Genomic DNA, 25,925 nt, shown 5'->3' on the forward strand with positions numbered 1-25,925 from the left:
ACCTCCTGGGCGTGTCCCCGAAGTCGACCACGTCAGGCCGTCAGTGGCCCGGCGACGAGCGCATCTCCCAGGCCCGTCCGCTCCCAGCGGGAGTCGCGACCGGAGCGCCGGACGTCCACCAGCCCGGCCGCGCGCAGCACCCGCAGGTGCTCGCTGACGGTGCCCGCGCTGCGGCCGAGGCGGACCGCCAGGGCACCCGTGCCGGCAGGCTCGTCCAGCAGCGCCAGCAGGTCGGCGCGACCCCGCCCGACGACCTGCACCAGCGCGTCCGCGGGCGCGACCGGCGCGGTCCAGGCAGTGGCCACACCACGGGCTGGGTAGACCACCATCGGCTGGTAGGGCGGGTCGAGGACCACCAGCGGCCGGCCCATCCCGAAGACGCTCGGCATCAGCACGACGCCCTCGCCCTGCAGGTCGCGCCGGTCGTGCACGGGGGCGCGCACCCGCAGGATGCCGTCGACCCACTCGACTGCCGGGTGCAGGTCGTCGAGCAGCGCGGCGATCCCGCCCTGGACCAGGCGCCGGGACCGGTGGTCGACGTCGGTGGCGAGCACCCGGTGCAGGCGCGGCCAGTGCGGCCGGAGCAGGGCGTCCCAGGCCGCGCGCAGCTCGCGGACGGCGCGGTCGCGCAGGACCGCCGGGCGAGCGCTGAGCGCGGCGGCGTCACCGCCCGCGGCCACGCAGCGCCGCACCTCCTCGCGCACGGTGGCCAAGGGCGTCTCGGCGACGAGGGCGACCTCCTCGTCGATGCTGCGCTCACCCGCCACCGGCGGCGGGGTGAGGAAGTCCGGGGTGTAGCGGGCCTGCACCCCCAGGAGCAGCGGTGTGGGCGGCGGGTCGACGAGCCGCCGCCACGCCCGCAGGGGCGTCGGCAGGGGACCGCGACTGACCGCACGGACGGCCGCGGTCGTCTCCCACAGCGGTGACACGGCGAAGCGCAGGCGGAGCACGTCCTGCGGGCTGGTCCTGAGCTCGATCACTTCGGCCTCCGCCGAAACGATAGGTGACGCCGACGAGCACGCAGACCCTGTACGACGTGGCGACCTACCGCGAGGTGCTGCGCCACCGGGAGATGCCGGCGGTGATGACGGCCCACGCCATCTCGCTGACCGGGTCCGTCGCCGCCGAGGTCGCGCTGTCGGTGCTGGTCTACAGCCGCACCTCGTCACCGTTTCTCGCCTCCCTGACCCTCGCCTGCGCGTTCGTGCCCCAGGCCTTCAGCGCCTTCGTCCTGTCGGGCGTCGTCGACCGCGTCCCGCCGAGGCGGCTGCTCGTCGGGATCGACCTGCTCTGCGCGCTGCTCGTCGCCTGCATGGCCGTGCGCGAGGCACCGATCTGGGTGCTCCTGCTGCTGGCCGCCTGCGTCGGGGTGGTGACCCCGCTCTTCAGCGGAGCCCGGGCCGCCACCCTGGCCGACGTGCTGGAGGGCGAGACCTGGGTGCGGGCCCGGTCGCTGATGCGGGTGATCTCGCAGAGCTCGCTGCTCATGGGCTTCGCGGTCGGCGGCATCGCACTCACCGTCGTCACGCCGCGGACGCTGCTCGTCGTCGACGCCGTCTCCTTCGCGCTGTCCGCAGCCCTGCTCCGGCTCGGGACCTCCGAGCGGCCCGCCCGGGCCGCGGGTGGACCCCGACCCTCGCGGGCCGCGATCGCTGCCCTGCGCCACCCCCGAATCCGCCCGGTGCTGCTGCTCACCTGGCTGCCCGCGGCGTGCGTCTGCTCCATCGACGCGCTCGCCACCCCCTACGCCGCGCCGTCCACCATCGGCATCGGCGCCCTGCTCGTCGCAGCGGCAGCCGGCTCGGTCCTGGCGGAGGTCCTCGGTCGTCGGGTCACCCGGGTGGCCCCCGTCGCCGCGCTGACCGGTGTCGGGCTGCTGCTGTTCGCCTTCCACCCGCCGGTCTGGCTGGCCGTCCCTGTCGTCGTCCTCGCGATGCAGGGCGGCGCTATCGGGCAGTGGCTCGACGCGCGCCTGCTCGAGGAGCTGCCGCTCGACCTGCGCGGTCAGCTGCTCGCCCTGCAGCAGGGCCTGCTCATGGGGATCCAGGGCGCCGGCGTCGCGCTGTCCGGCGCGCTGGCGGAGGTCTTCCCGCCGTACGCCGTGCTCGCCGGGGCCGGTGTCGTGGCTTTGGTGACGGTCGCGGTGCTGCTCCCGCAGGTGCAGCACCGCGCCCCCACGGCGCTGACGCCGGTGGGGGCGGGGGAGCGGGCGACGGGAATCGAACCCGCGTAGCCAGTTTGGAAGACTGGGGCTCTACCATTGAGCTACGCCCGCGCGAGAGCGCGACCACTACTGTGGCCAGGCGCACGCGGGGCGTAGCGTAGTGGCTAGCGCGCCTGCTTTGGGAGCAGGAGACCGCGGGTTCGAGTCCCGCCGCCCCGACTCCCGTTCCGAACACCCGCCAGACCCATGCACGACCCACGCAGGCCGCCCCATCCCGTCGATCGTCTGAAGGACACCCCTGTGCAGAGCGCTGTCGAGACCCTGAGCCCCACGAGGGTCAAGCTGACCGTCGAGGTCCCCTTCGACGAGCTGAAGGCGGACCTGGACAAGGCCTACAAGAAGATCGCCTCCCAGGTGAAGGTCCAGGGCTTCCGCCCCGGCAAGGTGCCGCCGCGCATCCTCGACCAGCGCGTCGGGCGCGGCGTCGTGCTCGAGGAGGCCGTCAACGAGGCGCTGCCGCGCCTCTACGGCGAGGCCGTCGAGGAGACCGGCGTCAGCCCGGTCGGGCGTCCCGAGGTCGACGTCACAGAGTTCACCGACGGCGACAAGCTGGCCTTCACCGCCGAGGTCGACGTCCGCCCCGAGTTCGACCTCCCGGCCTTCGACACCGTCACGGTGACCGTCGACGCGGTCGACGTCGCGGAGGCCGACGTCACCGAGCAGCTCGACGCGCTGCGCGCCCGCTTCGCCAAGCTCACCCCCGTCGAGCGGGCCGCCGGTGACGGCGACTTCGTCACCATCGACCTGGCCGCGACCGTCGACGGCGCGGAGGTCCCCGGCGGCACGGCGGCCGGCATGTCCTACGAGGTCGGCAGCGGCACCCTGCTCGACGGTCTCGACGACGCCGTGCGCGGCAAGCAGGCCGGCGACGCCGGCACCTTCGACACCCTGCTCGTCGCCGGTGACCTCGAGGGCCAGACCGCCCAGGTCGCCGTCACGGTCCGCTCGGTCAACGAGCGCGAGCTCCCCGAGGCCACCGACCAGTGGGCCTCCGACACGACCGGCTTCGACGACCTCGCGGCCCTCACCGGCGACATCCGCGGCCGCATCGAGCGGATGAAGAAGCTCGAGCAGGGCACCGAGGCGCGCGACAAGGTCCTCGAGGCGCTGCTCGAGAAGATCGAGGTCCCGCTGCCCGAGTCGGTCCTCGAGACCGAGCTCGGCTGGCGCACCCAGACCACGACCGACCAGCTCTCCCGCAACGGCCTGACCCTCGAGGGCTGGCTCGAGAGCGAGGGCAAGACCCAGGAGCAGTGGGACGCCGAGGTCGCCGAGGGCGCCCGCACCGCGGTCAAGGCCCAGCTCGTCCTCGACGCCGTCGCCGACGCCGAGGAGCTGCAGGTCACCGACGCCGAGCTCACCGACCAGGTCGTGCGCCGCGCCGCGCGCTCCGGCATGTCGCCCGACGCCTACGCCCAGGCCATCGTCCAGTCCGGCCAGCTCACCGGCCTCGTCTCCGAGGTGCGCCGCGGCAAGGCGCTCGCGACCGTCATGGAGGCCGCGACCATCACCGACACCACCGGTGCCGCGGTCGACCTCGAGTCGCTGCGCGACGACCTCACCCCGAGCCGTGACGACGTCGAGGTCGACGAGGACGGCCGCCCCTTCCACGTCCACGACGACGGGGCCGTGCACTACCTCGACGAGAGCTGACACGCACGACCACAGGCACGACCACAGCCACTGCAGGTACGACGGGGAGCCCGCGCTCCCCGTCGTACTGCTGTGTGGGGGTGGGCTCGCCCCGGCTTGGTCGTACGCCGACAGCGGAAAGCGCTCGTCCGGGGAGTGCGGGCCCCGACGGGAGGGTTAGTGTCGCCGCCAGAAGAGATCCGCACAGCGACAAGCGAGGCAGGCCCGTGACGATGCAGTCGACCGTGCACGACACCCCCGGACTGGTGGTCCCCAGCGCGCCCGCGCTGCGCTCCGCCGGCGGCAGCAACGGCTTGGACGACCAGGTCTTCAACCGCCTGCTCAAGGAGCGCATCATCTTCATGGGCTCGGCCGTCGAGGACTCGATGGCCAACGCGATCTGCGCGCAGCTGCTGCTGCTCGCCGCGGAGGACTCCGACCGCGACATCTTCCTTTACATCAACAGCCCCGGCGGCTCGGTGAGCGCCGGCATGGCGATCTACGACACGATGCAGTTCGTCAGCAACGACGTCGCGACCGTCGGCTTGGGCCTCGCCGCCTCGATGGGGCAGTTCCTGCTCTGCGCCGGTGCGAAGGGCAAGCGCTACGCCACCCCGCACGCGCGGATCATGATGCACCAGCCCTCGGGCGGCATCGGCGGCACCGCGGCCGACATCGCGATCCAGGCCGAGCAGATGCTCTACGTCAAGAGGACGATGGCCGAGCGGATCGCCTTCCACACCGGGCAGACCGTCGAGCAGATCGGCATCGACTCCGACCGCGACCGCTGGTTCTCCGCGGCCGAGGCCAAGGAGTACGGCTTCATCGACCACGTCGTCGGAGCAGCCTCCGACGTCCCGTCCGGCGCCGGTACCCGGGCCTAGGAGGAGCACCCCATGTCGTTCTCAGACGTCACCAACTACACGATCCCGATCGTCATCGAGCAGACCTCCCGCGGGGAGCGCTCGTTCGACATCTACAGCCGGCTGCTCAAGGAGCGCATCATCTTCCTGGGCACGCCGATCGACGACGGCGTCGCCAACGTCGTGATGGCGCAGCTGCTCCACCTCGAGTCCGAGGACCCGGACCGCGACATCTCCATCTACATCAACTCACCCGGTGGCTCGTTCACCGCGCTGCCGGCGCTCTACGACACGCTGCAGTTCGTCCGCCCCGAGATCCAGACGATCTGCATGGGCCAGGCGGCCTCCGCCGCCGCGGTCCTGCTCGCGGCCGGCACCAAGGGCAAGCGGCTCGCGCTGCAGCACGCCCGGGTGCTCATCCACCAGCCCTCCGGCGGTGGCGAGGGCCAGTCCTCCGACATCGAGATCCAGGCCCGCGAGATCCTCCGGATGCGCGAGCTGCTCGAGAAGATGATCTCCGACCACAGCGGCCGCGACCGCGAGCTGGTCCGCAAGGACATCGAGCGCGACAAGATCCTCACCGCCGCCGAGGCGGTGGAGTACGGCCTCATCGACGAGGTCGTCACCTCGCGCAAGGCCGCGGTCGCGGCGTCCTCCGGTGGCTCCAGCAACATCTGAGCCTGCCGACAGGAACCCGGTGGACACGGCACGGATCGGCCCCTCAGGCGGTACCGTTCGAGGGGAAGGTCGGGCGCGGACGCGCGCTCGGACGAGAGGGACGAGGTCCTAGGTGGCACGCATCGGTGACGGCGGTGACCTGCTCAAGTGCTCTTTCTGCGGGAAGAGCCAGAAGCAGGTCAAGAAGCTCATCGCCGGTCCCGGCGTGTACATCTGCGACGAGTGCATCGACCTCTGCAACGAGATCATCGAGGAGGAGCTCTCCGAGAGCTCCGAGCTGAAGTGGGACGAGCTCCCCAAGCCCAAGGAGATCTTCGACTTCCTCGACGGCTACGTCATCGGCCAGGACACCGCCAAGCGCTCCCTCGCCGTCGCCGTCTACAACCACTACAAGCGGGTCCAGGCCGGTGCGCACGACGGGCACAAGGGCGACCCGGTCGAGCTGCAGAAGTCCAACATCCTGCTGCTCGGCCCGACCGGCTGCGGCAAGACGCTGCTCGCGCAGACGCTCGCCAAGATGCTCAACGTCCCCTTCGCGATCGCCGACGCGACCGCGCTGACCGAGGCCGGCTACGTCGGCGAGGACGTCGAGAACATCCTGCTCAAGCTCATCCAGGCCGCCGACTACGACGTCAAGAAGGCCGAGACGGGGATCATCTACATCGACGAGGTCGACAAGATCGCCCGCAAGTCGGAGAACCCCTCGATCACCCGCGACGTCTCCGGTGAGGGCGTCCAGCAGGCGCTGCTGAAGATCCTCGAGGGCACCACCGCCTCGGTGCCGCCGCAGGGCGGGCGCAAGCACCCGCACCAGGAGTTCATCCAGATCGACACGACCAACGTGCTGTTCATCGTGGGCGGTGCCTTCGCCGGCCTCGACAAGGTCATCGAGCAGCGGATCGGCAAGAAGGCCGTCGGCTTCGGCGCGATCCTGCACTCCAAGCACGAGGTCGACGGCAACGACGTGTTCGGCAAGGTCATGCCCGAGGACCTCCTCAAGTACGGCATGATCCCCGAGTTCATCGGCCGCCTGCCGGTCCTCACCAGCGTCCACAACCTCGACCGCGAGGCGCTGATCCGGATCCTCACCGAGCCCAAGAACGCCCTGGTGCGCCAGTACAAGCGGCTGTTCGAGCTCGACCAGGTGGAGCTCGAGTTCGACGAGGGCGCGCTGCACGCCATCGCCGACCAGGCGATCCTGCGCGGCACCGGTGCCCGCGGTCTGCGCGCGATCCTCGAGGAGGTGCTGCAGTCGGTGATGTACGACCTGCCCTCGCGCGGCGACGTCTCTACATGCATCATCACGCGCGAGGTCGTGCTCGAGCACGTCGCGCCGACCCTCGTGCCGCGCGACGCCTCGGCTCCGGCCCGTCGCGAGCGCCGCGAGAAGTCCGCCTAGACCTCTCGCCCGCCGGACTGCCCGCCCTGGCGGCCTCGCCACGTCTCTTGAGGTAGCGCCGAAAGTGGCGATCACGCCTGCTCGGCCACGCTCGCATGATCGCCACATCTCGGGTGGGCGCGTCCTGCCTGGCCGCCCTCTCGCGCAGATGTGGCGATCACGCCTGCTTGGTCACGCTCGCATGATCGCCACATTCCGCGGGCGGCGCGCGGCTTACGCCCGGTAGCCCGCGAGCTGGCGGGCCTGGCAGACGAGGCGGCCCTGGCTGTCCCAGATCTCGCACTCCTCGTCGAGCCAGCCGTCCTGCACGAGCCGGGCGCGCTGGACCGCGCGCAGCCAGCCCGGGGCGGGCAGGCCGCGCACGAGGACGGTGAGCTCGACGGTCGGCACCCAGCCGGGGATCGCGAGGTCGAAGGTCACCGGCGGCAGCGCGTCGGCGAGCACGAGCAGGTCGAGGGCGCTCGCGTCGCCGGCGGCCATCCGCACCCAGCCCTGCACGAAGCCCGTGCGGCCGGGCTCGCCGCGGGTGTAGCCGGTGGTGGCCGGGTCCAGGCGCATGTCGACGTGGTCGAGGTGGCCGACCCGGAAGCCCGGGACGGGCTCGGCGGGGGAGCGGGGGCAGTCCTCGATGGGTGGAAGTGCGGGCGGTGCGGTGTCGGACCACAGCGGCTCGGCGCTCTCGTCGTACCTCCCCGTGGTGACCAGGGCCTCGACCTTGAGGGCGCCCTGCACCAGGCGGGTGCGGGTGGTCGCGACGCGGCGGCCGGTGCGCAGCCGCTCGACCTCGATGTCGGCGACCCCGGGGTCGGGCGAGGCGACGTAGTGCGCGCTCACCGCCATCGGGTGCGGGTGGTTGTCGTCGACGGCCCGCTCGGCGAGGGCGCGCAGGAGGTAGCCGCCGTGCGGCTTGCCGCCGATCGACCAGGAGACGTCGATCTCGAAGGAGGGGTGCGCGGTCACGCTGGCCGACGATAGGCGGCGCACAGGGCACTGCTCCGTTCGGGTGCCGTCGTTCAAGCAACCCGGCCCTGACCCCGACATAGCGGACATGGCTGCCCGCCGTGAACCCGAGGGCCACCGACCCGGCGCACTCGTCGTCGTCGCGCTCATCGCGCTCGCCGACTCCCTGCTCGTCCTGCTGCTCGCCGGTGCCCTTCTGACCGGGAGACCCCTCGTGAGCGCCGTGCTGCTGGCCGTGCTGCTGGCCGTCGCGCTGGCGGGCGCGCTGCGCGCTGTCGCAGTGGCGGTCGGCGCGCTGCTGGCGGTCCGCGCTGGGCGTCATCCCCGCCCCGCGCGCCCGGTGGTCGTGGTCGCGGAGCAGTCCACGCCGGAGTCCGACCCCGCCTTCGGACCCGCCGCGCGGCGCCGCGAGGTGGGCGTGGATCTCGCCGAAGCCCGCCTGGAGGCTGCCCGCCGTCGCGGCGCGCCGCTGGGCGAGGTGCTCACCCTCTCCGTCGCCCTGCGGCGCGCCCGCCTCGACCACGCCGAGGCCCTGCTGGCCGCAGGCGCCGACCTGCCCGGCGACCTGCTCGTGGACCTCGCCGAGCGGGGTGCGGGACCGCTGCCGCCCTACCCGCGCGAGGAGCCGCAGATCCAGCGGCGCCGGGTCGACCAGCGCGCTTCCGAGGCTCCCTAGACTCGCGGTGTGACCGCGTCCCGCATGCCCGACAAGCCCACCCTCGACGGCCTCGAGGCGGCCTGGGACGCGGTCTGGGCCGAGCAGGGCACCTACGCCTTCGACCGCACGGCCACCCGCGAGCAGGTCTACTCGATCGACACGCCGCCGCCGACGGTGAGCGGCTCGCTGCACATGGGCTCGGTGTTCGGCTACGCCCAGACCGACAGCGTCGCGCGCTTCCAGCGGATGCGCGGCAAGGTTCTCTTCTACCCGATGGGCTGGGACGACAACGGACTGCCGACCGAGCGGCGCGTGCAGAACTACTTCGGCGTCCGGTGCGACCCGAGCCTGCCCTACGACCCGGCCTACGCGCCGCCGGCCGAGGTGCCGAAGGAGCCGGTCAGCATCAGCCGGCGCAACTTCGTCGAGCTGTGCCTGCAGCTGACCGCCGAGGACGAGAAGGCCTTCGAGCACCTGTGGCGCACCCTTGGGCTGTCGGTGGACTGGGCGCAGACCTACACGACGATCGGGCCGGAGGCGCAGCGCGCGTCGCAGCGCGCCTTCCTGCGCAACCTCGCCCGCGGCGAGGCCTACGCCGCCGAGGCCCCGACCCTGTGGGACGTCGACTTCCGGACCGCGGTCGCGCAGGCCGAGCTCGAGGACCGCGAGCAGCCCGGCGCCTACCACCGGATCGCCTTCACCCGTGTCGACAGCCTGCGCCCCGACGGCGAGCGGGTCTTCATCGAGACCACCCGTCCGGAGCTGCTGCCGGCCTGCGTCGCGCTCGTCGCGCACCCCGACGACGCCCGCTACCAGCCGCTGTTCGGCACCACGGTGACGACGCCGCTGTTCGGGGTCGAGGTGCCGGTGCGCGCCCACGAGCTCGCCGACCCGGAGAAGGGCTCCGGCATCGCGATGATCTGCACCTTCGGTGACACCACCGACGTCACCTGGTGGCGCGAGCTCGATCTGCCGGTCCGCTCGGTCATCGGCCGTGACGGCCGGCTGCTGCCCACCCCGCCCGACGGTGTGGCCCCCGAGCCCTACGCCGAGCTCGCCGGCAAGGGCGTGAAGCAGGCGCAGAAGCGCATCGTTGAGATGCTCGCCGAGTCGGGCGACCTCGTCGGGGAGCCCAAGGCGATCACCCACCCGGTGAAGTTCTTCGAGAAGGGCGACCGGCCGCTCGAGGTCGTCACGTCGCGCCAGTGGTACATCCGCAACGGCGGCCGCGACGCCGGCACCCGCGAGGAGCTGCTGCAGCGCGGCAAAGAGCTGCAGTGGTCGCCCGGCCACATGCAGGCCCGCTACGACAACTGGGTCAGCGGCCTCAACGGCGACTGGCTCGTCAGCCGACAGCGCTTCTTCGGCGTACCCATCCCGCTCTGGTACCGCCTCGACGCCACCGGCGAGCCGATGTACGACGAGCCGCTGGTCCCCGCCGAGTCCCTGCTGCCGGTCGACCCGTCCTCCGACGTCCCGGCGGGCTTCACCGAGGACCAGCGCGGCGTGCCCGGCGGCTTCGTCGGTGACGCCGACGTCATGGACACCTGGGCGACCTCGTCGCTGACCCCGCAGATCGCCGGCCGCTGGGAGGACGACCCCGACCTGTTCGGTCGTGTCTACCCGATGGACCTGCGCCCCCAGGGCCCGGAGATCATCCGGACCTGGCTGTTCTCGACGGTCGTGCGCGCCCACCTCGAGGACGGCGTCCTGCCCTGGCGCGACACCGCCATCAACGGCTGGGTGCTCGACCCCGACCGCAAGAAGATGAGCAAGTCCAAGGGCAACGTCGTCACGCCGCTGCCGCTGCTCGAGGAGTACGGCTCCGACGCGATCCGCTACTGGGCCTGCTCGGGCCGCCCCGGCACCGACACGGCCGTCGACTTCGCGCAGATGAAGGTCGGCCGCAAGCTCGCGACCAAGCTGCTCAACGCGTCGAAGTTCGCCCTCGGCTTCCCGGCGGTGGCCGAGGGCGAGGTCACCGAGCCGCTCGACCTCGCGATGCTGGCGCAGCTCGCCGACGTCGCCGGTGCCGCGACCGAGGCCTTCGAGGCCTACGACTACGCCCGCGCGCTGGAGCGGACCGAGGCGTTCTTCTGGACCTTCTGCGACGACTACATCGAGCTGGTCAAGGGTCGCGCCTACAGCGAGGGCCCGGCCGCCGACTCGGCGTCGCGCGCGCTGCGGCTCGCACTCGACGTGCAGCTGCGGCTGCTCGCGCCGTTCCTCGCTTTCGCCGCGGAGGAGGTCTGGTCGTGGTGGCGCGAGGGGTCGGTGCACCGTGCGGCCTGGCCGTCGCTGACCGCAGCCGGCGACCCGGCGGTGCTCGACGTCGCGGGGGAGGTCCTCGGTCACGTGCGCCGGGCGAAGTCCGCCGCCAAGGTTGGCATGAAGACCCCGGTGACCTCGCTGGTGGTGACCGACACCGCCGAGCGGCTCGCGCTGGTCGAGCTCGCCCGCACCGACCTCGTCAACGCCGGTCTCGTCCAGGCGCTCGAGCTCGTCGTCGGCGAGCCCGCCGTCACCGTCGAGCTCGGCGAGCCGCCGGTCAAGGCGTGACCCTCGACCCGGTGCTCGCGGCGCTGGCCGGCCGCTTCCCGTCCGAGGACCGGATGCAGCCCGACCTCGACCGGATCCGCTTGCTGTGCGACCTGCTCGGCTCGCCGCAGCTGGCCTACCCGTCGATCCACCTGACGGGCACCAACGGCAAGACGTCGACGGCGCGGATGGTCGACAGCCTGCTGCGCGCCTTCGGGCTGCGGCCGGGCCGCTACACCAGCCCGCACCTCGACAGCCCCACCGAGCGGATCGTCGTCGACGGCACGCCGCTGACCGACGAGCGCTTCGCCGAGGTCTTCGCCGAGCTGCTGCCCTACGTCGAGCTCGTAGACAGCCGCTCCGAGGTCCCGATGACGTTCTTCGAGGTGCTGACCGGGATGGCCTTCGCGGCCTTCGCCGACGCGCCCGTCGACGTCGCGGTCCTCGAGGTCGGGCTGGGTGGTGCGTGGGACGCGACCAACGTCGTGCAGGCCCAGACCTGCGTCGTCCTGCCGGTCGGCCTCGACCACGTGCCGCTGCTCGGCACGACGCTCGCCGAGATCGCGGGGGAGAAGGCCGGCATCATCCACGAGGGCGCCACCGTGGTCCTCGCCCAGCAGCCGGTCGAGGCGGCCGAGGTGCTGCTGCGCCGCTGCGTCGAGGTCGGCGCGACCGTGGCACGCGAGGGCCTGGAGTTCGGGGTGCTGGAGCGCCGCACCGCCGTCGGCGGGCAGCTGCTCACCCTGCAGGGGCTGGCCGGCACCTACGACGACGTCCTGCTCCCGCTGCACGGCAGCTACCAGGCGGCCAACGCCGCGGCGGCCCTCGCTGCCGTCGAGGCCTTCCTCGGCGGCGCCGGCTCGCTCGACCCCGACGCCGTGCGTGAGGGCTTCGCGTCGGTGACGACTCCGGGTCGGCTCGAGGTGGTGCGCACCTCGCCGACCGTGCTCGTCGACGCCTCCCACAACGCCCCGGGGATGGTCGCGACCGTGGCCGCCCTCGCCGAGTCCTTCGCCTTCACCGACCTCGTCGCCGTGGTCGCGGTGCTCGGTGACAAGGACGCCCGCGGCATCCTCGAGGCGCTCGAGCCCGCGGTGTCGCGGATCGTCGTCACCGAGAGCGGGTCGCCCCGGCGGATGCCCGTGGAGATGCTCGAGGCACTGGCCTGCGAGGTCTTCGGCGAGGACCGGGTCCGCGCCGAGGACCGCCTCGACGACGCCCTCGACACCGCGGTCCGCCTCGTCGAGGAGGACGCCGAGCTCGGTGGCGGAGGGGTCCTCGTCACCGGCTCCGTCGTCACCGCCGGAGAGGCCCGCAGGCTGCTCGCCCGCCGCTAGCCGCTTCAGGTCCCGTCCGCTCGTGCCGACACGGGGGCATGGGGGGTGGACCGCTCGTGCGCACCGGCGCGCCCGCGCGCGTCCTGCTCGTGACCGGCACCCTGCTCGCGGTCGTCGGGCTCGGCACGGGGCTGCTGCCCCACGAGCCGCTGCTCACCGACGGTCCCGACCTGCACTGGGCGCTGCTCGCCGGGCTGTTCCTGCTCGGCGACCAGGTCGGCCTGCACGTCGAGCTGCGCCGACGGACGCTCATCTTCCAGCTCACCGAGGTACAGATGCTCGTCGGTCTCGCGCTCGTGCCGCTCCCCGAGCTGCTGCTGGCTCGTGTCCTCGCGGGCCTCGTCCACAACCTGATCAAGCGCCGCAGCGCGGTCAAGGTGGTCGGCAACGTCGCGCTGCACAGCGCCGAGGTCGTCACCGCCGCGACGCTGCTCCACCTCGTCGACCCGGCGGTAGCCCTCACGGGGGCCTGGGCCTGGCTGGTCGCCCCCGCCGTGCTGGTCGTCACGATCGTCGTGGGTCACGTGGCGCTGACCTCGCTTGCGTCTGCGCACGTCGGTGCCCGTCAGCTCGACAGGGAGTCCTTCGTCGCGCTCGCGCCGTTCCTCGCGTGCGTGGTCGCGGAGGCGCTCGTGGCGCTGCTCGTCCTCGAGCTGCTCGACACCCCGGCGGCGTGCGCGGCGCTCGTCGTGCTGGGCGCCGCCTTCGGGACCTACCACCGGGCGGTGACCCGTCAGCGCGGCCGCTTCGCGCAGCTGCAGCTGCTGTCGCACTTCACCGAGGCGCTGGTGGGTCAGGTGGAGACCGACGAGGTCGTCGCCACGGTGCTCGAGCAGACCGCGGAGGTGCTGCGGAGCGACCGGTCCGAGCTGCTGCTCGTGGGCGATGCCGAGGGTCCGGCGCGCTGGGTCCGCCACACGCCTCTCGGTGGCCCCGTCGTCCAGGAGGGACCGCCGCCGCAGGACCACCCGGCGCTGGTCCTGGTCCGGCGGCACGAGGCCGCCGTGCTCGTGACCCGTCGCTCCGACGTCGCCGGCCGTGCGCTGCTCGCCGAGCTCGGTGCCCGCAACGCCGTCGTGGCGCCGCTGCGCCGCGGCTCGACCGTCGCCGGCGCGCTCGTCGTCGCCGACCGCAGCGACCGGATGCTCGACTTCACGTCGCACGACCGCGAGCTGGCCGAGTCGCTCGCCGCTGCCGCCACAGTGGCGCTCGACAAGGGGCGGCTCTTCGACCGGGTGCGACAGGAGGCAGCGGTGCGCGAGCACCAGGTCCTCCACGACGCCCTCACCGGCCTGCCCAACCGCGCCCTGCTCACCCGCCACCTGCAGTCCGCCCTGCGCGAGGGCGAGGTCGGCGTGCTGCTGCTCGACCTCGACCGCTTCCAGGACGTCAACGACTCGCTCGGCCACGACGTCGGCGACCGGCTGCTGCTCAAGGTCGCGGCCCGCCTGCGTGACCGCCTCGCCCCCCGTTTCGCGGGGGGTGGCGGCTGGCTCTCGCGGCTCGGCGGCGACGAGTTCGCCGTGGTCCTGCCCGGTCTCGCCGAGGCCGACCTGCTCACCGAGGCGCAGGCGGTGCTCGGGGTCTTCGACGAGGCGTTCCCGTTGGGGGACACGGCTCTCGTCGTACGCGCCTCGATCGGTGCGGCCTGCCGCGCCCACAGCAGCCAGCCCGGCCGGCTGCTGCAGTTCGCCGAGATCGCGATGTACGACGCCAAGCGGCGTGGCGGCGGGTGCAGCGCCTACCTCGCCGGCGACGAGGACGTGGCCCGGCGGCGCCTCGAGCTGGTCGGCGCGCTGCGCCGGGCGGTCGAGGCGAGCCAGCTCACCGTCGCCTACCAGCCCAAGGTCGACCTCGCCACGGGTCGCCCGGTCGGGGTCGAGGCGCTGGTGCGCTGGACGTCGCCCGACCACGGCATCGTCGGGCCGGACGAGTTCGTGCCGCTCGCCGAGCAGTCCGGGCTCGTCGGTGCGCTGACCACGCTCGTCCTCGACACCGCGCTGGAGCGGGCCGCGTCGTGGGCCCGCGCCGGCCGCGACCTGACCGTGGCCGTCAACATCAGCCCGCGCGGGCTCGCCGACGGCTCGCTGCTCAGCGCCGTCCCGCTGCTGCTCGAGCGGCACGGCGTCGCCCCCGACCGGCTGGTGCTCGAGCTCACCGAGGGCACCGTCATGAGCGACCCGGCCGTCAGCGTCGAGGTGCTCGAGCGGCTCGCTGCGCTGGGTGTCGGCCTGTCGATCGACGACTTCGGGACCGGCTACAGCTCGCTGGCCTACCTCAAGCGGCTGCCCGTCCACGAGGTGAAGATCGACCGGGCCTTCGTCATGGGCATGGCCGGTGACGGCGACGACGCCGCGATCGTCCGCTCGACCGTGCACCTCGCCCACGACCTCGGCCTCACGGTGGTGGCCGAGGGCGTCGAGGACGCGGTCGCCTATGCCGGCCTGCAGGCGCTGGGCTGCGACGTCGCGCAGGGCTACCTGCTGTCGCGCCCGCTCACCGCCGACGACCTGGAGACCTGGCTCGACAGCTGGCCCGGTCACGGCCACGCCCTGCTCGGCGCGCCGCCCCAGCGTCAGCCGGTCTGAGCCCGCTCGGCCGCAAGCAGCGCCTGCTTGTAGGCGCTGCCGAAGACGTAGTCGCCGACGCCGCCGTCGGAGCGGACCACGCGGTGGCAGGGCACCAGCACCGGCACCGGGTTGCGGCCGAGCGCCGAGCCGACGGCCCGCACCGCCGCCGGTCGCCCGATCGCCGCGGCCACCCAGGCGTAGGACCGCACCTCGCCGACCGGGATCTCCCGGGCCGCGCCGAGCACGTCGACCTCGAACGCCGACCGTCCGCGCAGGTCGACATCGATCCCGCGTGACGAGCCGCTGGCGAGCGCGGGCAGCAGGTCGGCTGGGGGCATGGAGGGGCGGCGCAGCCCGCGGTCGAGCCGTCCCCTGACGGCCGCGCGCAGCGCCGCGTCGTCCTCGCCCGGGAGGACGAGCGACACGCCGTACGCCGACCAGGCGACCGTGAGCGGGCCGGCCGGGCCGGCGACGACCGCCCAGTCGTCGGCCGGACCGGTCCGGTCGAGGACCCGGTCGGCGAGGCCGGGCGGGGCGGGGGAGCGCAGCGAGGTCAGGTCCATGTGACCGGGTCCTTCCGGAGCAGGGCGAGGCCGCGCGACACCTGGGCCTTGACGGTGCCGACGGGCAGGTCGAGGGCGGTGGCGACCTCGGTGTAGGGCAGGCCGACCACGTGGCGCAGCACGACGGGCGCGCGGTAGGCCTCGGGCAGGGCCGCGACGAGGTCCGCGAGGGCCCGGTCCCCGACGACCGCCTCCTCGTGACCCGCGACGCCGGTCTCGACCGGCGCGTGCACCGTCACCGGCCGACGCGAGGCGGTGCGCAGGGAGTTGCGCCAGGTGTTGAGGCAGATCGTCACGAGCCAGGGCCGCGGCTGCAGCGCCGCCCACCGCTCGGCGTCCCAGCCCGACATCGCCTTCCAGGCCGCCGCGAAGACCTCCTGGACGAGGTCCTGGGCGTCGACGCGCGAGCCGGTCAGCCGCAGCGCGGTCGTCCACACCGCGTCGGTGTGCGCGCGCACGAGTCGCGGGAACTCGAGGTCGGGGTCCGGGGTCGGGTGCACGGCGACAAGAACACCACCGATGCCCGGTAGGTTGCGTGCCGCACCCGCACCCCCGACACGTCTACGAAGGAATCACCTGTGGCCACCGAGCGCACCCTCGTCCTCGTCAAGCCCGACGGCGTCCGCCGCGGCCTCGCCGGCGAGATCATCAGCCGCCTCGAGCGCAAGGGCCTCACGCTCGTCGCGATGGAGCTGCGCACGCTGCCCCGCGAGGTCGCCGAGGAGCACTACGGCGAGCACAGCGAGCGCCCGTTCTTCGGCGAGCTCGTCGACTTCATCACCGGCGGCCCGCTCGTCGCGCTCGTCGTCGAGGGCCCGCACGCCGTCGCCGGCACCCGTCGCCTGATGGGCGTCACCAACCCGGTCGAGGCGACCCCCGGCTCGATCCGCGGCGACTTCGCCCTCGAGATCGGGCAGAACCTCGTCCACGGCTCGGACTCGCCCGAGTCGGCCGCCCGCGAGATCGGGATCTTCTTCCCGTCCCTGTGACGTGACGCGCGCCACCTCCCGGCCCTTCCCACGCGGGCCGGGGGTGCGCGTCGTACGCGTGGCCGTGGGTCTGGACCTCCGGTGGAGGTCGACGGGCGCTTCGTCGTGGGCGGTTTCGCGGCTAGGATGGGGCAACTACGCGCCGGTCTGACCGCTCCCGGACGCGCTCCCAAGCTCCCTGATGGAAGGCCCCGCCAGCCTCATGGCCCGCAAGTCCTCGTCGTCCTCCATGTCCTTCCTCGGCCGCGACATGGCCGTCGACCTCGGCACCGCCAACACGCTCGTCTACGTGCGTGGCCGCGGCGTCGTCCTCAACGAGCCCAGCGTCGTCGCCATCAACACGCAGACGAAGGGCATCCTCGCCGTTGGCACCGAGGCGAAGCGGATGATCGGCCGCACGCCCGGCAACATCGTGGCGATCCGCCCGCTCAAGGACGGTGTCATCGCCGACTTCGACACCACCGAGCGGATGCTGCGCTACTTCATCCAGAAGGTGCACAAGCGCCGTCACTTCGCCAAGCCGCGCATCGTCATCTGCGTGCCCTCGGGCATCACCGGTGTCGAGCAGCGCGCGGTGAAGGACGCCGGCTACCAGGCCGGGGCGCGCAAGGTCTACATCATCGAGGAGCCGATGGCGGCCGCGATCGGCGCCGGGCTGCCCGTCCACGAGCCGACCGGCAACATGGTCGTCGACATCGGCGGTGGCACCACCGAGGTCGCGGTCATCTCGCTCGGCGGCATCGTCACGAGCCAGTCGATCCGCACCGGTGGCGACGAGCTCGACTCCGCGATCATCTCCTACGTGAAGAAGGAGTACTCCCTGATGCTCGGGGAGCGCACCGCCGAGGAGATCAAGATGGCGATCGGCTCGGCCTTCCCGATGCCCGACGAGCCGCACGCCGAGATCCGCGGCCGCGACCTCGTCTCCGGTCTGCCGAAGACGATCGTCGTGAGCGCCGAGGAGATCCGCAAGGCGATCGAGGAGCCGGTCAACGCGATCGTCGACGCGGTGAAGAACACCCTCGACAAGTGCCCGCCGGAGCTCTCCGGTGACGTCATGGACCGCGGGATCGTCCTCACCGGTGGCGGTGCGCTGCTGCGCGGCCTCGACGAGCGCCTCAAGCACGAGACCGGCATGCCGGTCCACATCACCGACAACCCGCTGCACTCCGTGGCCATCGGCTCCGGCAAGTGCGTCGAGGAGTTCGAGGCCCTGCAGCAGGTCCTCATCTCCGAGCCCCGCCACTAGCTCTTGCGGGGGTCCCGGCAGCTGCGGCTGCTGCTCGTCCTCTTGGTCCTCACCGCCTTCACGCTGACCGCGCTCGACTACCGGGCCGGTGGCGGCTCGGCCTTCGGGCCGGTCCGCCGCGGCGTCGACGCGGTCTTCGGGCCGGCGCAGCGCGCCGTGGGGGGAGCAGCGCGGTCGGTAGGCGACGCCCTGGGTGGGCTGCCCAACATCGGGACCTACCGCGGCGACAACGAGGCCCTCAAGGCGGAGAACGAGCGGCTCACGGCCCTGCTCGCCGAGACCGACGACCTGCGCCGTCTCGAGAAGCAGTGGAACGACCTGCTGAAGCTCAAGGACTACGGCACCTACACCGTGGTGCCGGCCCGCATCTCGGGCTTCGGCAGCGCCTTCGGCTTCGAGCGCACCGTGACGCTCGACGCGGGCTCCAAGGACGGCGTCAAGGTCGACCAGCCGGTGGTCAACGGCCAGGGGCTGGTCGGGCGGGTCAAGCGGGTCGGGCCCTTCACCAGCACGATCGTGCTGGTCACCGACGAGCTGTTCACCGTGGGCGTCGTGCTCGACAAGCGCAGCACCTTCGGCTTCGTCGACGGTGACGGCGGCGAGGCGATGACGCTGAAGATCCCGCAGCGCGACGGCAAGGTCGAGGTGGGCGACCTGCTGCTCACCACCGGCTCCAGCGTGGCCGTCCCCGGCATCCCGGTCGGCCGGGTCACCAAGGTGGCCGGCGGCGGGGGAGGGCTGGCCCGCAGCGCCGACGTCGACCCGATCGTCGACCTCGGCGCGCTCGACGTCGTCGGCATCGTCACCGACGGGCCGCGCTCGACGCCGCGGCTGCCGATCCCGCCGTCGCCGGTGCCGACGCCCGCTCCGCCCCGACCCTCGGTGACCGCCACCCCGAGCGCCACGCCGAGCGCCACCCCCTCGCGGTGACGCCCACCCGGTTCCTGCTCGGCGCCGCCACCGTCCTCACCGCCCTGCTCCTGCAGACCACCGTCGTCACGCGGCTGCCGCTGCCGGGCGTCGAGCCCGACCTGCTGCTCGTGCTCGTCGTCGCCTTCGCGCTCGCCGAGGGGCCGCTGTCGGGCATGACGACAGGCTTCGTCGCCGGGCTGCTCAGCGATCTGCTGTCGACCCACGAGGTCGGCCGGCTGGCACTTGCCTACGCCCTCGCCGGCTACGTCGCCGGGATGCTGCGCGACGACGCCGACCGCTCCGCGCTGCTGCCCTTCGGGGCGGTCGCGCTCGGCGGCATGACGGCCCTGCTCGCCTTCGCCGCGGAGGGCGTCCTGCTCGGCGACACCCGCATCACCTGGGGCGCGACAGCACTCGGCCTGGCGAGCTCGGTCCCGTACGATGTGGTCCTGACGCCGTTCGTGGTCCCCGTCGTCGGGGCCCTCGTCCGCAGGCTCGACGTGGACCCGCTCCGGCGTTGATCCCGACCGACCCCTGCCCCTGAGGAGCACCCCGGCGTGAGCGATCGCTCCCGGCTCCGGCTCTTCGTCCTGCAGGTCCTCGTCGTCTCGATCCTCGCCACGCTGCTCGGCCGCCTCTGGTACATCCAGGTCTACCGCGGCGAGTCCTTCGCACAGGCCGCCAACTCCAACCGCGTCCGCGAGGTCATCACCCCCGCGCCCCGCGGCGTCGTCGTCGACGCCCGCGGCCGCACCCTCGTCGACAACCGCACCGCCCTCGTCGTGTCGGTCAACCGCTCGCTGATGCGCCTCGAGAAGGACGACGGCGAGGCGGTGCTGGCCCGGCTCGCGACCGTCGTCGGCATCCCCGCGGCCGAGCTCACCAAGAAGATCGCGCCGTGCGGCAAGGGCGACCGCCCGCCGACCTGCTGGAACGGCTCTCCCTACCAGCCGGTCCCGGTCAAGGCTTACGGCACCGACAAGCGCGCCGAGCTCGAGCGGGTCCTCATGGTGCTCGAGCACCGCGAGGACTTCCGGGGGGTGACCGCGGAGTTCCAGGCGGTCCGGGAGTACCCCGGCGGCACATCAGGCGCCCACCTGCTCGGCTACCTCGGCCCGATCTCCGACGACGAGCGCACGCAGCCCGGCTACGCCAAGGCGGTCTCCACCGCCGAGGTCGGCCGCACCGGCGTGGAGCAGGTCTACGACGCAGCGCTGCGCGGGGTCGACGGTGTGCAGCAGCTGCTCGTCGACAAGGACGGCAACGTCACGGGCGAGCAGACGGAGGGCTCGACCGAGCCCACTGCCGGTGACCAGCTCGTGCTGTCGATCGACCGCGACGTGCAGAAGGTCTCCGAGGACGCGCTGCGGAAGTGGGTCGAGTTCGCGCGCACGCAGGACGCCCGCTGCCAGCCCGGCACCGCGCCGATCAAGTGCGGCAAGCTGCGCGCCGACTCCGGTGCCGTCGTCGTGATGGAGGCCAAGACCGGCCGGCTCGTCGCCATGGCCAGCTACCCGTCGTTCGACCCGACGCAGTTCGTCGGGGGGATCTCGACGAGCGAGTACGCCGCGCTGACCGACGAGAAGAACGGCATCCCGCTGATCAACCGTCCGGTCCAGGGCCTGTTCGCGCCCGCCTCCACCTTCAAGGTCATCTCGACGGCGGCGGCGGTGGAGAGCGGCTTCTACTCGCTGGGCGGTACCTACGACTGCCCAGGCTCCTACGCCCCGCTCAACAACAAGCGCAACTTCGAGGGGCGCGGGCTGGGCCGGATCGATCTGCGCACCGCGCTGGTGAAGTCCTGCGACACCATCTTCTACAACTTCGCCTTCCGGCAGTGGCAGCGCGACGGCGGGCTGAAGCCGGTCGCCAACCCCGGCGACCACATGTACAAGATGGCCAAGGCCTTCGGGTTGGGCGAGCGCACCGGTGTCGACCTGCCCAGCGAGCGTCGCGGTCGGGTCCCGGACCGGGCCTACAAGCGGGCCTTCTGGGAGGACACGAAGGACGACTACTGCGCGGGGATGAAGCGGCGCAAGGACGGCGACCCGCTCAAGCAGCTCGTCACCGAGCAGTGCCTCGAGGGCTTCGTCCTGCGCGGTGGCGACACCGCCAACTTCTCCATCGGTCAGGGCGACGCGCTGGTCTCCCCTCTGCAGCTCGCCACGGTCTACGCGGCGGTCGCGAACGGCGGCACCCTGGTGACCCCGAGCGTCGCCCGCGCGCTGCTGTCCGCCGACGGCACCCGCGTCACCCCGGTCGTCACGACGCCGCGCGGCAAGGTCCCCGTCTCGGCGCAGGTCCTCGACTTCATGCGCGAGTCGCTCGGTGGCGTCACCCAGCCGGGCGGCACCGCGTCGTCGGCCTTCGCCGGCTTCCCGGTCCGCGTCGGTGGCAAGACCGGCACCGCCGAGGTCGCCAACAAGCAGGACACCTCGTGGTTCGCCTCCTTCGCACCGGTGTCGGACCCGGAGCTCGTCGTCGTCGGCATGGTGAGCCAGGGCGGCACCGGTGGCTCGATCTCCGGGCGCATGGTCGCCGACGTCTACAAGGGCATCTACGGCGCCGACGGCCGCAAGGCGGCGCTGCCGGGCGGCAAGCTCCCCGCCGCGCTGCCGCGGGTCCGGCCCGACGGGCAGATCGCCGGCCCCGGCGTGAAGGTCCCCGGCCCGGCCCCCACCGTGACCGCCCCCTACGTCAAGCCGCAGCCCGTCCCCAAGGAGCAGTCCGCGCCCGAACCGTCGGCCGAGCCGGTGCAGGCACTCGGTGGCCCGCCCACGGCGACGCCCGCGTCGACGGCTCCCCGTCGTACGCCCCGGGTCTCCGGTCGGAGGCTCGAGTGACCGACTGGACCACGCCACGGGTCTCGCCGATGGCGCTGCGGCCGCGGTCGGCGTCGCTGCGCGAGCGCGCGATGGACCGCGAGTCGCCGCTGCGCAACCTCGACTGGTGGCTGATGATCTCGGTCGCCTCGCTGATCGGTGTGGGCGCGCTGCTGGTGTGGTCCGCGACCGAGCAGCGGATGGTCAACGCCGGGCTCGACCCGCAGACCTTCCTCAAGAAGCACGTCATCAACGCCGTGATCGGGCTGATGCTCGGGTCAGCCGCGGCGCTGGTCGACTACCGCGCGCTGCGCGCCTACGCGCCGATCGTCTACGGCGCGTCGTGCCTCGGGCTCGTCGCCGTGCTGTCGCCGCTCGGCTCCACGATCAATGGCGCGCACTCGTGGATCGTGCTGCCGGCCGGCTTCCAGGTGCAGCCGTCGGAGTTCGCCAAGGTCGCGCTCGTGGTCGGGATGGCGACGCTGCTCGGGGAGAAGCGCGACGGCGAGGACGCCCCGCGCGACCTCGACGTCGTGCTGCTGCTCGCGCTCGCGGCGATCCCGATGGGGCTGATCATGCTGCAGCCCGATCTGGGTACGACGCTGGTGCTCGTCTTCGTCATCCTCGGCGTGCTGGCAGTGGCCAACGCGCCCGCCCGCTGGATCGTCGGTCTGCTGCTGGCCGGCGTGTTCGTCTGCTTCGCCGCGGTGCAGCTCGGGGTCCTCGAGGACTACCAGCTCGACCGGTTCCGGGCCTTCGCCGACCCGTCGGCCGACCCGCGCGGCGCCGGCTACAACGTCAACCAGGCGGTCACCGCGATCGGCGCGGGCGGGCTGTTCGGAACGGGGCTGTTCAAGGGCACCCAGACCAACGGGCGCTTCATCCCCGAGCAGCAGACCGACTTCGTCTTCACCGTCGCCGGCGAGGAGCTCGGGCTGGTCGGCGCCGGCGCGATCGTGCTGGTGCTCGGCATCGTGCTGTGGCGGGGCCTGCGGATCGCGCGGCTCACCACCGACCCGTTCGGCCGGCTGGTGGCGGCCGGGGTGGTGTCGTGGTTCGCCTTCCAGAGCTTCGTCAACATCGGGATGACGCTCGGGATCATGCCGGTGACGGGGCTCCCGCTGCCGTTCGTGTCCTACGGCGGGTCGGCGATGTTCGCCAACCTCATGGCCGTCGGGCTCCTGCAGAACGTCCACATGCGCTCCCGCGACCTCTGACCCGCCCCCCGCCCCCCGCCCCCCGCCCGCCCCGGTGATCAACAGGGGATCTGCACGGGACACGCCGGTGATTCGCGTGCAGAGCGCCTGTCGATCATGGACGGGCGGTGCGGGCCATGAGGCGACGGTGCTCGCCGACGACCCGCTGTCGCAGCGCAGCCTGACCGCGCCGGCAGTCCCACCACGTCGCGCGCTCGGTCCACCAGCCCTGGCCACGGGTCCCGCAGTCGCGGCGGTTGTCCTTGGCGACCATGCGCTCCCCGGCATGCGCCCGCTTGCCGTCGGTCTCCACGGCGAGCTTCGCTGCCCGGTCGCCGAGGTCGACACGGGCCAGGATGTCGCCGCGGTCGTCGTAGATCTTCACCTGCGGCTCCAGCCCGGGCAGCGCGGGCTGCAGGACGAGCCTCGCCAGCGTCTCGGCCACTGACTCGGCGCGACCGTCCGCCACGTCAAGCGCTGCGCGGAACGCCGGCGCCCCCTGCTCCCCGTGGTGTCGCTCCGCCATGGCCACGAGCGCCGACGACGTGACGAGATGCCTGTGGAGCGCCGCATCGATCGCGCAGACGAGGGCCTCGTGGGTGAGGACGCCCGCGCAGTCGTAGAGGGTCCGCGCCCTCGTCGTGACCCACAGACCCCAGGCCGTCCGCTCGACCTCATCCGCATACAGCGCGAGCTGGTGCCGATGCAGCTCGCGAGGGGGAGCGGGGACGAAGCGGTTGCCGACCAGGCGTCCGGTGTCAGGTGGAGCCGCGACGACCAGGTCGCGCAGGTGCGACGGGACGTGCACGTGGTCCAGGCGGTGCTCGTCGGCGCCCGTCGCCGGGTCGTCGTCGTCGATGAGCGGCAGGCGGTGCACACGGGCGGCTGTCCGCAGGCAGACCACCACGCGGACCGGACGGGGCGCACCGGCAGCGCCAGTCTCCGGAAGGCTTGCGTCGTCGTACTCCTGGTCGTCCTGCTCCTGGTCGACGTCGACCGTGCCACCGCTGGCGAGGACGGCGGCTAGGGCGCGTTGGTCCGGGTCGAGGTCCGTTCCGCCGTCCGCGAGGACACCCGGCCACGGGCTCTGCCACGTGCCCTGCGCGACGAGGCGGTCCACCCGACCCCGGCTGAGGAGCGGGATCGCGTGGGATCGGGTCCACACACCCAGCGAGGTGTGGCCCAGTTCGGACAGTGACGTCATGCGACCACCGTCTGGAGGGCCGGCGCGCGCGACAAGGCCCACCGACTGATCTGTGGACAGGGTCCGAAGATCCACAGGTGGTCTGCACGAGACTCGCCGGCGTGTTCCGTGCAGACCACCTGTCGATCTTGCGGGGGTAGGCGGGCTCCCGGGGAGAGGGTGCTGATGATCTTCCGGGCGGCGGGCGGGGGGTGTACGCCGTACCCTGGTCCGCATGCCTGGCGAGTCTGTGTTCCCCCTGCTCGAGCCGCTGCTCCCGCGCGTCCAGAAGCCGATCCAGTACGTCGGCGGTGAGCTCAACAGCACGGTCAAGCCCTGGGAGGACACCACCGTCCGCTGGTGCCTGATGTACCCCGACGCCTACGAGGTCGGGCTGCCCAACCAGGGCGTCATGATCCTCTACGAGGTGCTCAACGAGCAGCCCGACGTCCTCGCCGAGCGCACCTACAGCGTCTGGCCGGACCTCGCGGCGCTGATGCGCGAGGCGGGCGTCCCGCAGTTCACCGTCGACGGGCACCGCGCCGTCAAGGACTTCGACGTGCTCGGCATCAGCTTCGCCACCGAGCTCGGCTACACCAACATGCTCGAGGCGCTCGACCTCGCGGGCATCCCGCTGCACGCGACGGACCGCGACGAGACCCACCCGATCGTGCTCGCGGGCGGCCACGCGGCCTTCAACCCCGAGCCGATCGCGGCCTTCATCGACGCCGCGGTGCTCGGCGACGGCGAGCAGGCCGTGCTGGAGATGACCGACACGATCCGGCGCGCCAAGGCCGAGGGCCTCACCCGCGAGCAGGCGCTGCTCGAGCTCGCGAAGTCCGGTGGCGTCTACGTCCCGCGCTTCTACGACACTGACTACCTGCCCGACGGCACCATCGCCCGGGTCGCCCCCAACCACCCCGACGTGCCGTGGCGGGTGGCCAAGCGCACCGTCATGGACCTCGACGAGTGGCCCTACCCCAAGCAGCCGCTCGTCCCGCTCGCGGAGACCGTCCACGAGCGGATGAGCGTCGAGATCTTCCGCGGCTGCACCCGCGGCTGCCGCTTCTGCCAGGCCGGCATGATCACCCGCCCGGTCCGCGAGCGCTCCATCACCGGCATCGGCGAGATGGTCAAGGCCGGACTCGAGGCGACCGGCTACGAAGAGGTCGGGCTGCTCAGCCTCTCCAGCGCCGACCACTCCGAGATCGCCGAGATCTCCAAGGGCCTCGCCGACCGCTACGAGGGCACCCAGACGAGCCTGTCCCTGCCCAGCACCCGCGTCGACGCCTTCAACATCGACCTCGCCCAGGAGCTCTCCCGCAACGGTCGCCGCTCCGGCCTCACCTTCGCCCCCGAAGGCGGCAGCGAGCGGCTGCGCAAGGTCATCAACAAGACCGTCAGCAAGCAGGACCTCGTCGACACCGTCACCGCGGCGTACTCCGCCGGGTGGCGCCAGGTGAAGCTCTACTTCATGGCGGGCCTGCCCACCGAGACCGACGAGGACGTCCTCGAGATCGCCGAGATGGCCCGCGCGGTCATCCAGGCCGGCCGGCAGGCGACCGGCACGCGCGAGGTCCGGTGCACGGTGAGCATCGGCGGCTTCGTGCCCAAGCCGCACACGCCGTTCCAGTGGGCGAGCCAGCTCGGCCACGAGGAGACCGACCGCCGCCTCAAGCTGCTGCGCGACGCGATCCGCGAGGACAAGAGCACCGCCAAGGCCATCGGCTACCGCTACCACGACGGCAAGCCCGGCACCGTCGAGGGCCTGCTCAGCCGCGGCGACCGCCGGGTCGGTGCGGTCATCGAGGAGGTCTGGCGCCAGGGCGGCCGCTTCGACGGCTGGAGCGAGCACTTCTCCTACGACCGCTGGATGGCGGCCGCCGAGACCGCGCTGGCCGGCACCGGTGTGGACGTCGACTGGTACACCACCCGCGAGCGCGGCGAGCACGAGGTCCTGCCCTGGGACCACCTCGACAGCGGCCTCGACAAGGAGTGGCTCTGGGCCGACTGGCAGGACGCGCTCGACGAGACCGAGCTCGACGACTGCCGCTGGATCCCGTGCTTCGACTGCGGCGTCTGCCCGCAGATGGGCACCGAGATCCAGATCGGCCCGACCGGCCGCACCCTTCTCCCGCTCTCGGTCGTCTAG

The 25,925-nt window shown here is 72.6% G+C and carries 21 protein-coding genes and 2 tRNA genes; 17 read left to right on the top strand and 6 right to left on the bottom strand.

Annotation, left to right across the window (positions count from 1 at the left end; translation table 11 throughout):
- Window positions 1-32: 32 nt before the first annotated feature.
- On the bottom strand, window positions 33-980 hold the full coding sequence (locus Q8R60_00065) for a DUF5937 family protein (protein ID MDP3710863.1): 948 nt from the start codon (window positions 978-980) through the stop codon (window positions 33-35).
- A 56-nt stretch (window positions 981-1,036) separates the two neighbouring features.
- Here Q8R60_00065 and Q8R60_00070 point away from each other — a divergent pair, with 56 nt between their 5' ends.
- The gene (locus Q8R60_00070; GenBank protein MDP3710864.1) at window positions 1,037-2,233 is read left to right on the top strand and encodes an MFS transporter; all 1,197 of its coding nucleotides are present in this window, start codon (window positions 1,037-1,039) and stop codon (window positions 2,231-2,233) included.
- Here Q8R60_00070 and Q8R60_00075 read toward each other — a convergent pair.
- Window positions 2,205-2,275 (bottom strand) — tRNA-Gly (locus Q8R60_00075). The two genes, Q8R60_00070 and Q8R60_00075, sit on opposite strands and share 29 nt — an antisense overlap.
- A gap of 35 nt (window positions 2,276-2,310) precedes the next feature.
- Here Q8R60_00075 and Q8R60_00080 point away from each other — a divergent pair.
- The 5 genes from Q8R60_00080 to clpX all read left to right on the top strand — a co-directional run bounded on the left by Q8R60_00080 (window position 2,311) and on the right by clpX (window position 6,796).
- A tRNA-Pro gene (locus tag Q8R60_00080) sits at window positions 2,311-2,383 on the top strand.
- Between the two features lie 81 nt (window positions 2,384-2,464).
- Window positions 2,465-3,877, top strand: a complete 1,413-nt coding sequence (gene tig, locus Q8R60_00085; protein ID MDP3710865.1) for a trigger factor — start codon at window positions 2,465-2,467, stop codon at window positions 3,875-3,877.
- Between the two features lie 212 nt (window positions 3,878-4,089).
- Entirely contained in the window at window positions 4,090-4,740 is a 651-nt protein-coding gene (locus tag Q8R60_00090; GenBank protein MDP3710866.1) for an ATP-dependent Clp protease proteolytic subunit, read from the top strand.
- A 12-nt stretch (window positions 4,741-4,752) separates the two neighbouring features.
- A complete protein-coding gene (locus Q8R60_00095; protein MDP3710867.1) occupies window positions 4,753-5,397 on the top strand; it encodes an ATP-dependent Clp protease proteolytic subunit in 645 nt (214 codons plus the stop codon).
- A 112-nt stretch (window positions 5,398-5,509) separates the two neighbouring features.
- The gene (gene clpX, locus Q8R60_00100; GenBank protein ID MDP3710868.1) at window positions 5,510-6,796 is read left to right on the top strand and encodes an ATP-dependent Clp protease ATP-binding subunit ClpX; all 1,287 of its coding nucleotides are present in this window, start codon (window positions 5,510-5,512) and stop codon (window positions 6,794-6,796) included.
- 213 nt (window positions 6,797-7,009) lie between these two features.
- Here clpX and Q8R60_00105 read toward each other — a convergent pair whose 3' ends face one another.
- Window positions 7,010-7,756, bottom strand: coding sequence for a thioesterase family protein (locus Q8R60_00105; GenBank protein MDP3710869.1), 747 nt, complete (start codon window positions 7,754-7,756; stop codon window positions 7,010-7,012).
- A gap of 88 nt (window positions 7,757-7,844) precedes the next feature.
- On the opposite strand from Q8R60_00105, the gene Q8R60_00110 reads away from it, so the two are divergent.
- From Q8R60_00110 to Q8R60_00125, 4 genes are read left to right on the top strand one after another with little or no spacing between them, the layout of a single operon-like run.
- Window positions 7,845-8,432: a hypothetical protein gene (locus Q8R60_00110; GenBank protein ID MDP3710870.1), complete on the top strand. Its 588-nt coding sequence runs from the start codon at window positions 7,845-7,847 to the stop codon at window positions 8,430-8,432.
- A 9-nt stretch (window positions 8,433-8,441) separates the two neighbouring features.
- On the top strand, window positions 8,442-10,973 hold the full coding sequence (valS, locus tag Q8R60_00115; GenBank protein ID MDP3710871.1) for a valine--tRNA ligase: 2,532 nt from the start codon (window positions 8,442-8,444) through the stop codon (window positions 10,971-10,973).
- The gene (locus tag Q8R60_00120; protein ID MDP3710872.1) at window positions 10,970-12,289 is read left to right on the top strand and encodes a folylpolyglutamate synthase/dihydrofolate synthase family protein; all 1,320 of its coding nucleotides are present in this window, start codon (window positions 10,970-10,972) and stop codon (window positions 12,287-12,289) included. Before valS ends, Q8R60_00120 begins: the two co-directional genes overlap by 4 nt.
- A 56-nt stretch (window positions 12,290-12,345) precedes the next feature.
- Window positions 12,346-14,877, top strand: a complete 2,532-nt coding sequence (locus Q8R60_00125; GenBank protein MDP3710873.1) for a bifunctional diguanylate cyclase/phosphodiesterase — start codon at window positions 12,346-12,348, stop codon at window positions 14,875-14,877.
- Here Q8R60_00125 and Q8R60_00130 read toward each other — a convergent pair.
- Window positions 14,865-15,422, bottom strand: coding sequence for a methylated-DNA--[protein]-cysteine S-methyltransferase (locus Q8R60_00130; protein MDP3710874.1), 558 nt, complete (start codon window positions 15,420-15,422; stop codon window positions 14,865-14,867). The two genes, Q8R60_00125 and Q8R60_00130, sit on opposite strands and share 13 nt — an antisense overlap.
- Window positions 15,413-15,922 (bottom strand): sigma-70 family RNA polymerase sigma factor, encoded by a 510-nt coding sequence (locus tag Q8R60_00135; GenBank protein MDP3710875.1) that lies wholly within the window; start codon window positions 15,920-15,922, stop codon window positions 15,413-15,415. The genes Q8R60_00130 and Q8R60_00135 overlap by 10 nt, the downstream gene beginning before the upstream one ends.
- Window positions 15,923-16,000: 78 nt before the next feature.
- Here Q8R60_00135 and ndk point away from each other — a divergent pair, with 78 nt between their 5' ends.
- From ndk to rodA, 6 genes are all read left to right on the top strand, one after another.
- A complete protein-coding gene (gene ndk, locus Q8R60_00140; protein MDP3710876.1) occupies window positions 16,001-16,411 on the top strand; it encodes a nucleoside-diphosphate kinase in 411 nt (136 codons plus the stop codon).
- Between the two features lie 229 nt (window positions 16,412-16,640).
- Window positions 16,641-17,660 carry a rod shape-determining protein gene (locus Q8R60_00145; protein MDP3710877.1) on the top strand — a complete coding sequence of 340 codons (1,020 nt, stop codon included), beginning with the start codon at window positions 16,641-16,643 and terminating at the stop codon, window positions 17,658-17,660.
- 3 nt (window positions 17,661-17,663) lie between these two features.
- Window positions 17,664-18,590, top strand: a complete 927-nt coding sequence (mreC, locus tag Q8R60_00150) for a rod shape-determining protein MreC (GenBank protein ID MDP3710878.1) — start codon at window positions 17,664-17,666, stop codon at window positions 18,588-18,590.
- The gene (gene mreD / locus Q8R60_00155; GenBank protein ID MDP3710879.1) at window positions 18,587-19,093 is read left to right on the top strand and encodes a rod shape-determining protein MreD; all 507 of its coding nucleotides are present in this window, start codon (window positions 18,587-18,589) and stop codon (window positions 19,091-19,093) included. The genes mreC and mreD overlap by 4 nt, the downstream gene beginning before the upstream one ends.
- Before the next feature lie 36 nt (window positions 19,094-19,129).
- Window positions 19,130-21,415, top strand: a complete 2,286-nt coding sequence (gene mrdA / locus Q8R60_00160) for a penicillin-binding protein 2 (protein ID MDP3710880.1) — start codon at window positions 19,130-19,132, stop codon at window positions 21,413-21,415.
- Window positions 21,412-22,611 (top strand): rod shape-determining protein RodA, encoded by a 1,200-nt coding sequence (gene rodA, locus Q8R60_00165; GenBank protein ID MDP3710881.1) that lies wholly within the window; start codon window positions 21,412-21,414, stop codon window positions 22,609-22,611. Before mrdA ends, rodA begins: the two co-directional genes overlap by 4 nt.
- Window positions 22,612-22,705: 94 nt before the next feature.
- Here the strand turns inward: rodA and Q8R60_00170 are convergent, their stop codons facing one another.
- Entirely contained in the window at window positions 22,706-23,794 is a 1,089-nt protein-coding gene (locus Q8R60_00170; GenBank protein MDP3710882.1) for a hypothetical protein, read from the bottom strand.
- A gap of 214 nt (window positions 23,795-24,008) precedes the next feature.
- Between Q8R60_00170 and Q8R60_00175 the strand changes: the two genes are divergently transcribed.
- Complete coding sequence (locus tag Q8R60_00175) at window positions 24,009-25,925, top strand: TIGR03960 family B12-binding radical SAM protein (GenBank protein ID MDP3710883.1); 1,917 nt, start codon at window positions 24,009-24,011, stop codon at window positions 25,923-25,925.

Source organism: Mycobacteriales bacterium (assembly GCA_030697205.1).
GTDB lineage: Bacteria > Actinomycetota > Actinomycetes > Mycobacteriales > SCTD01 > JAUYQP01.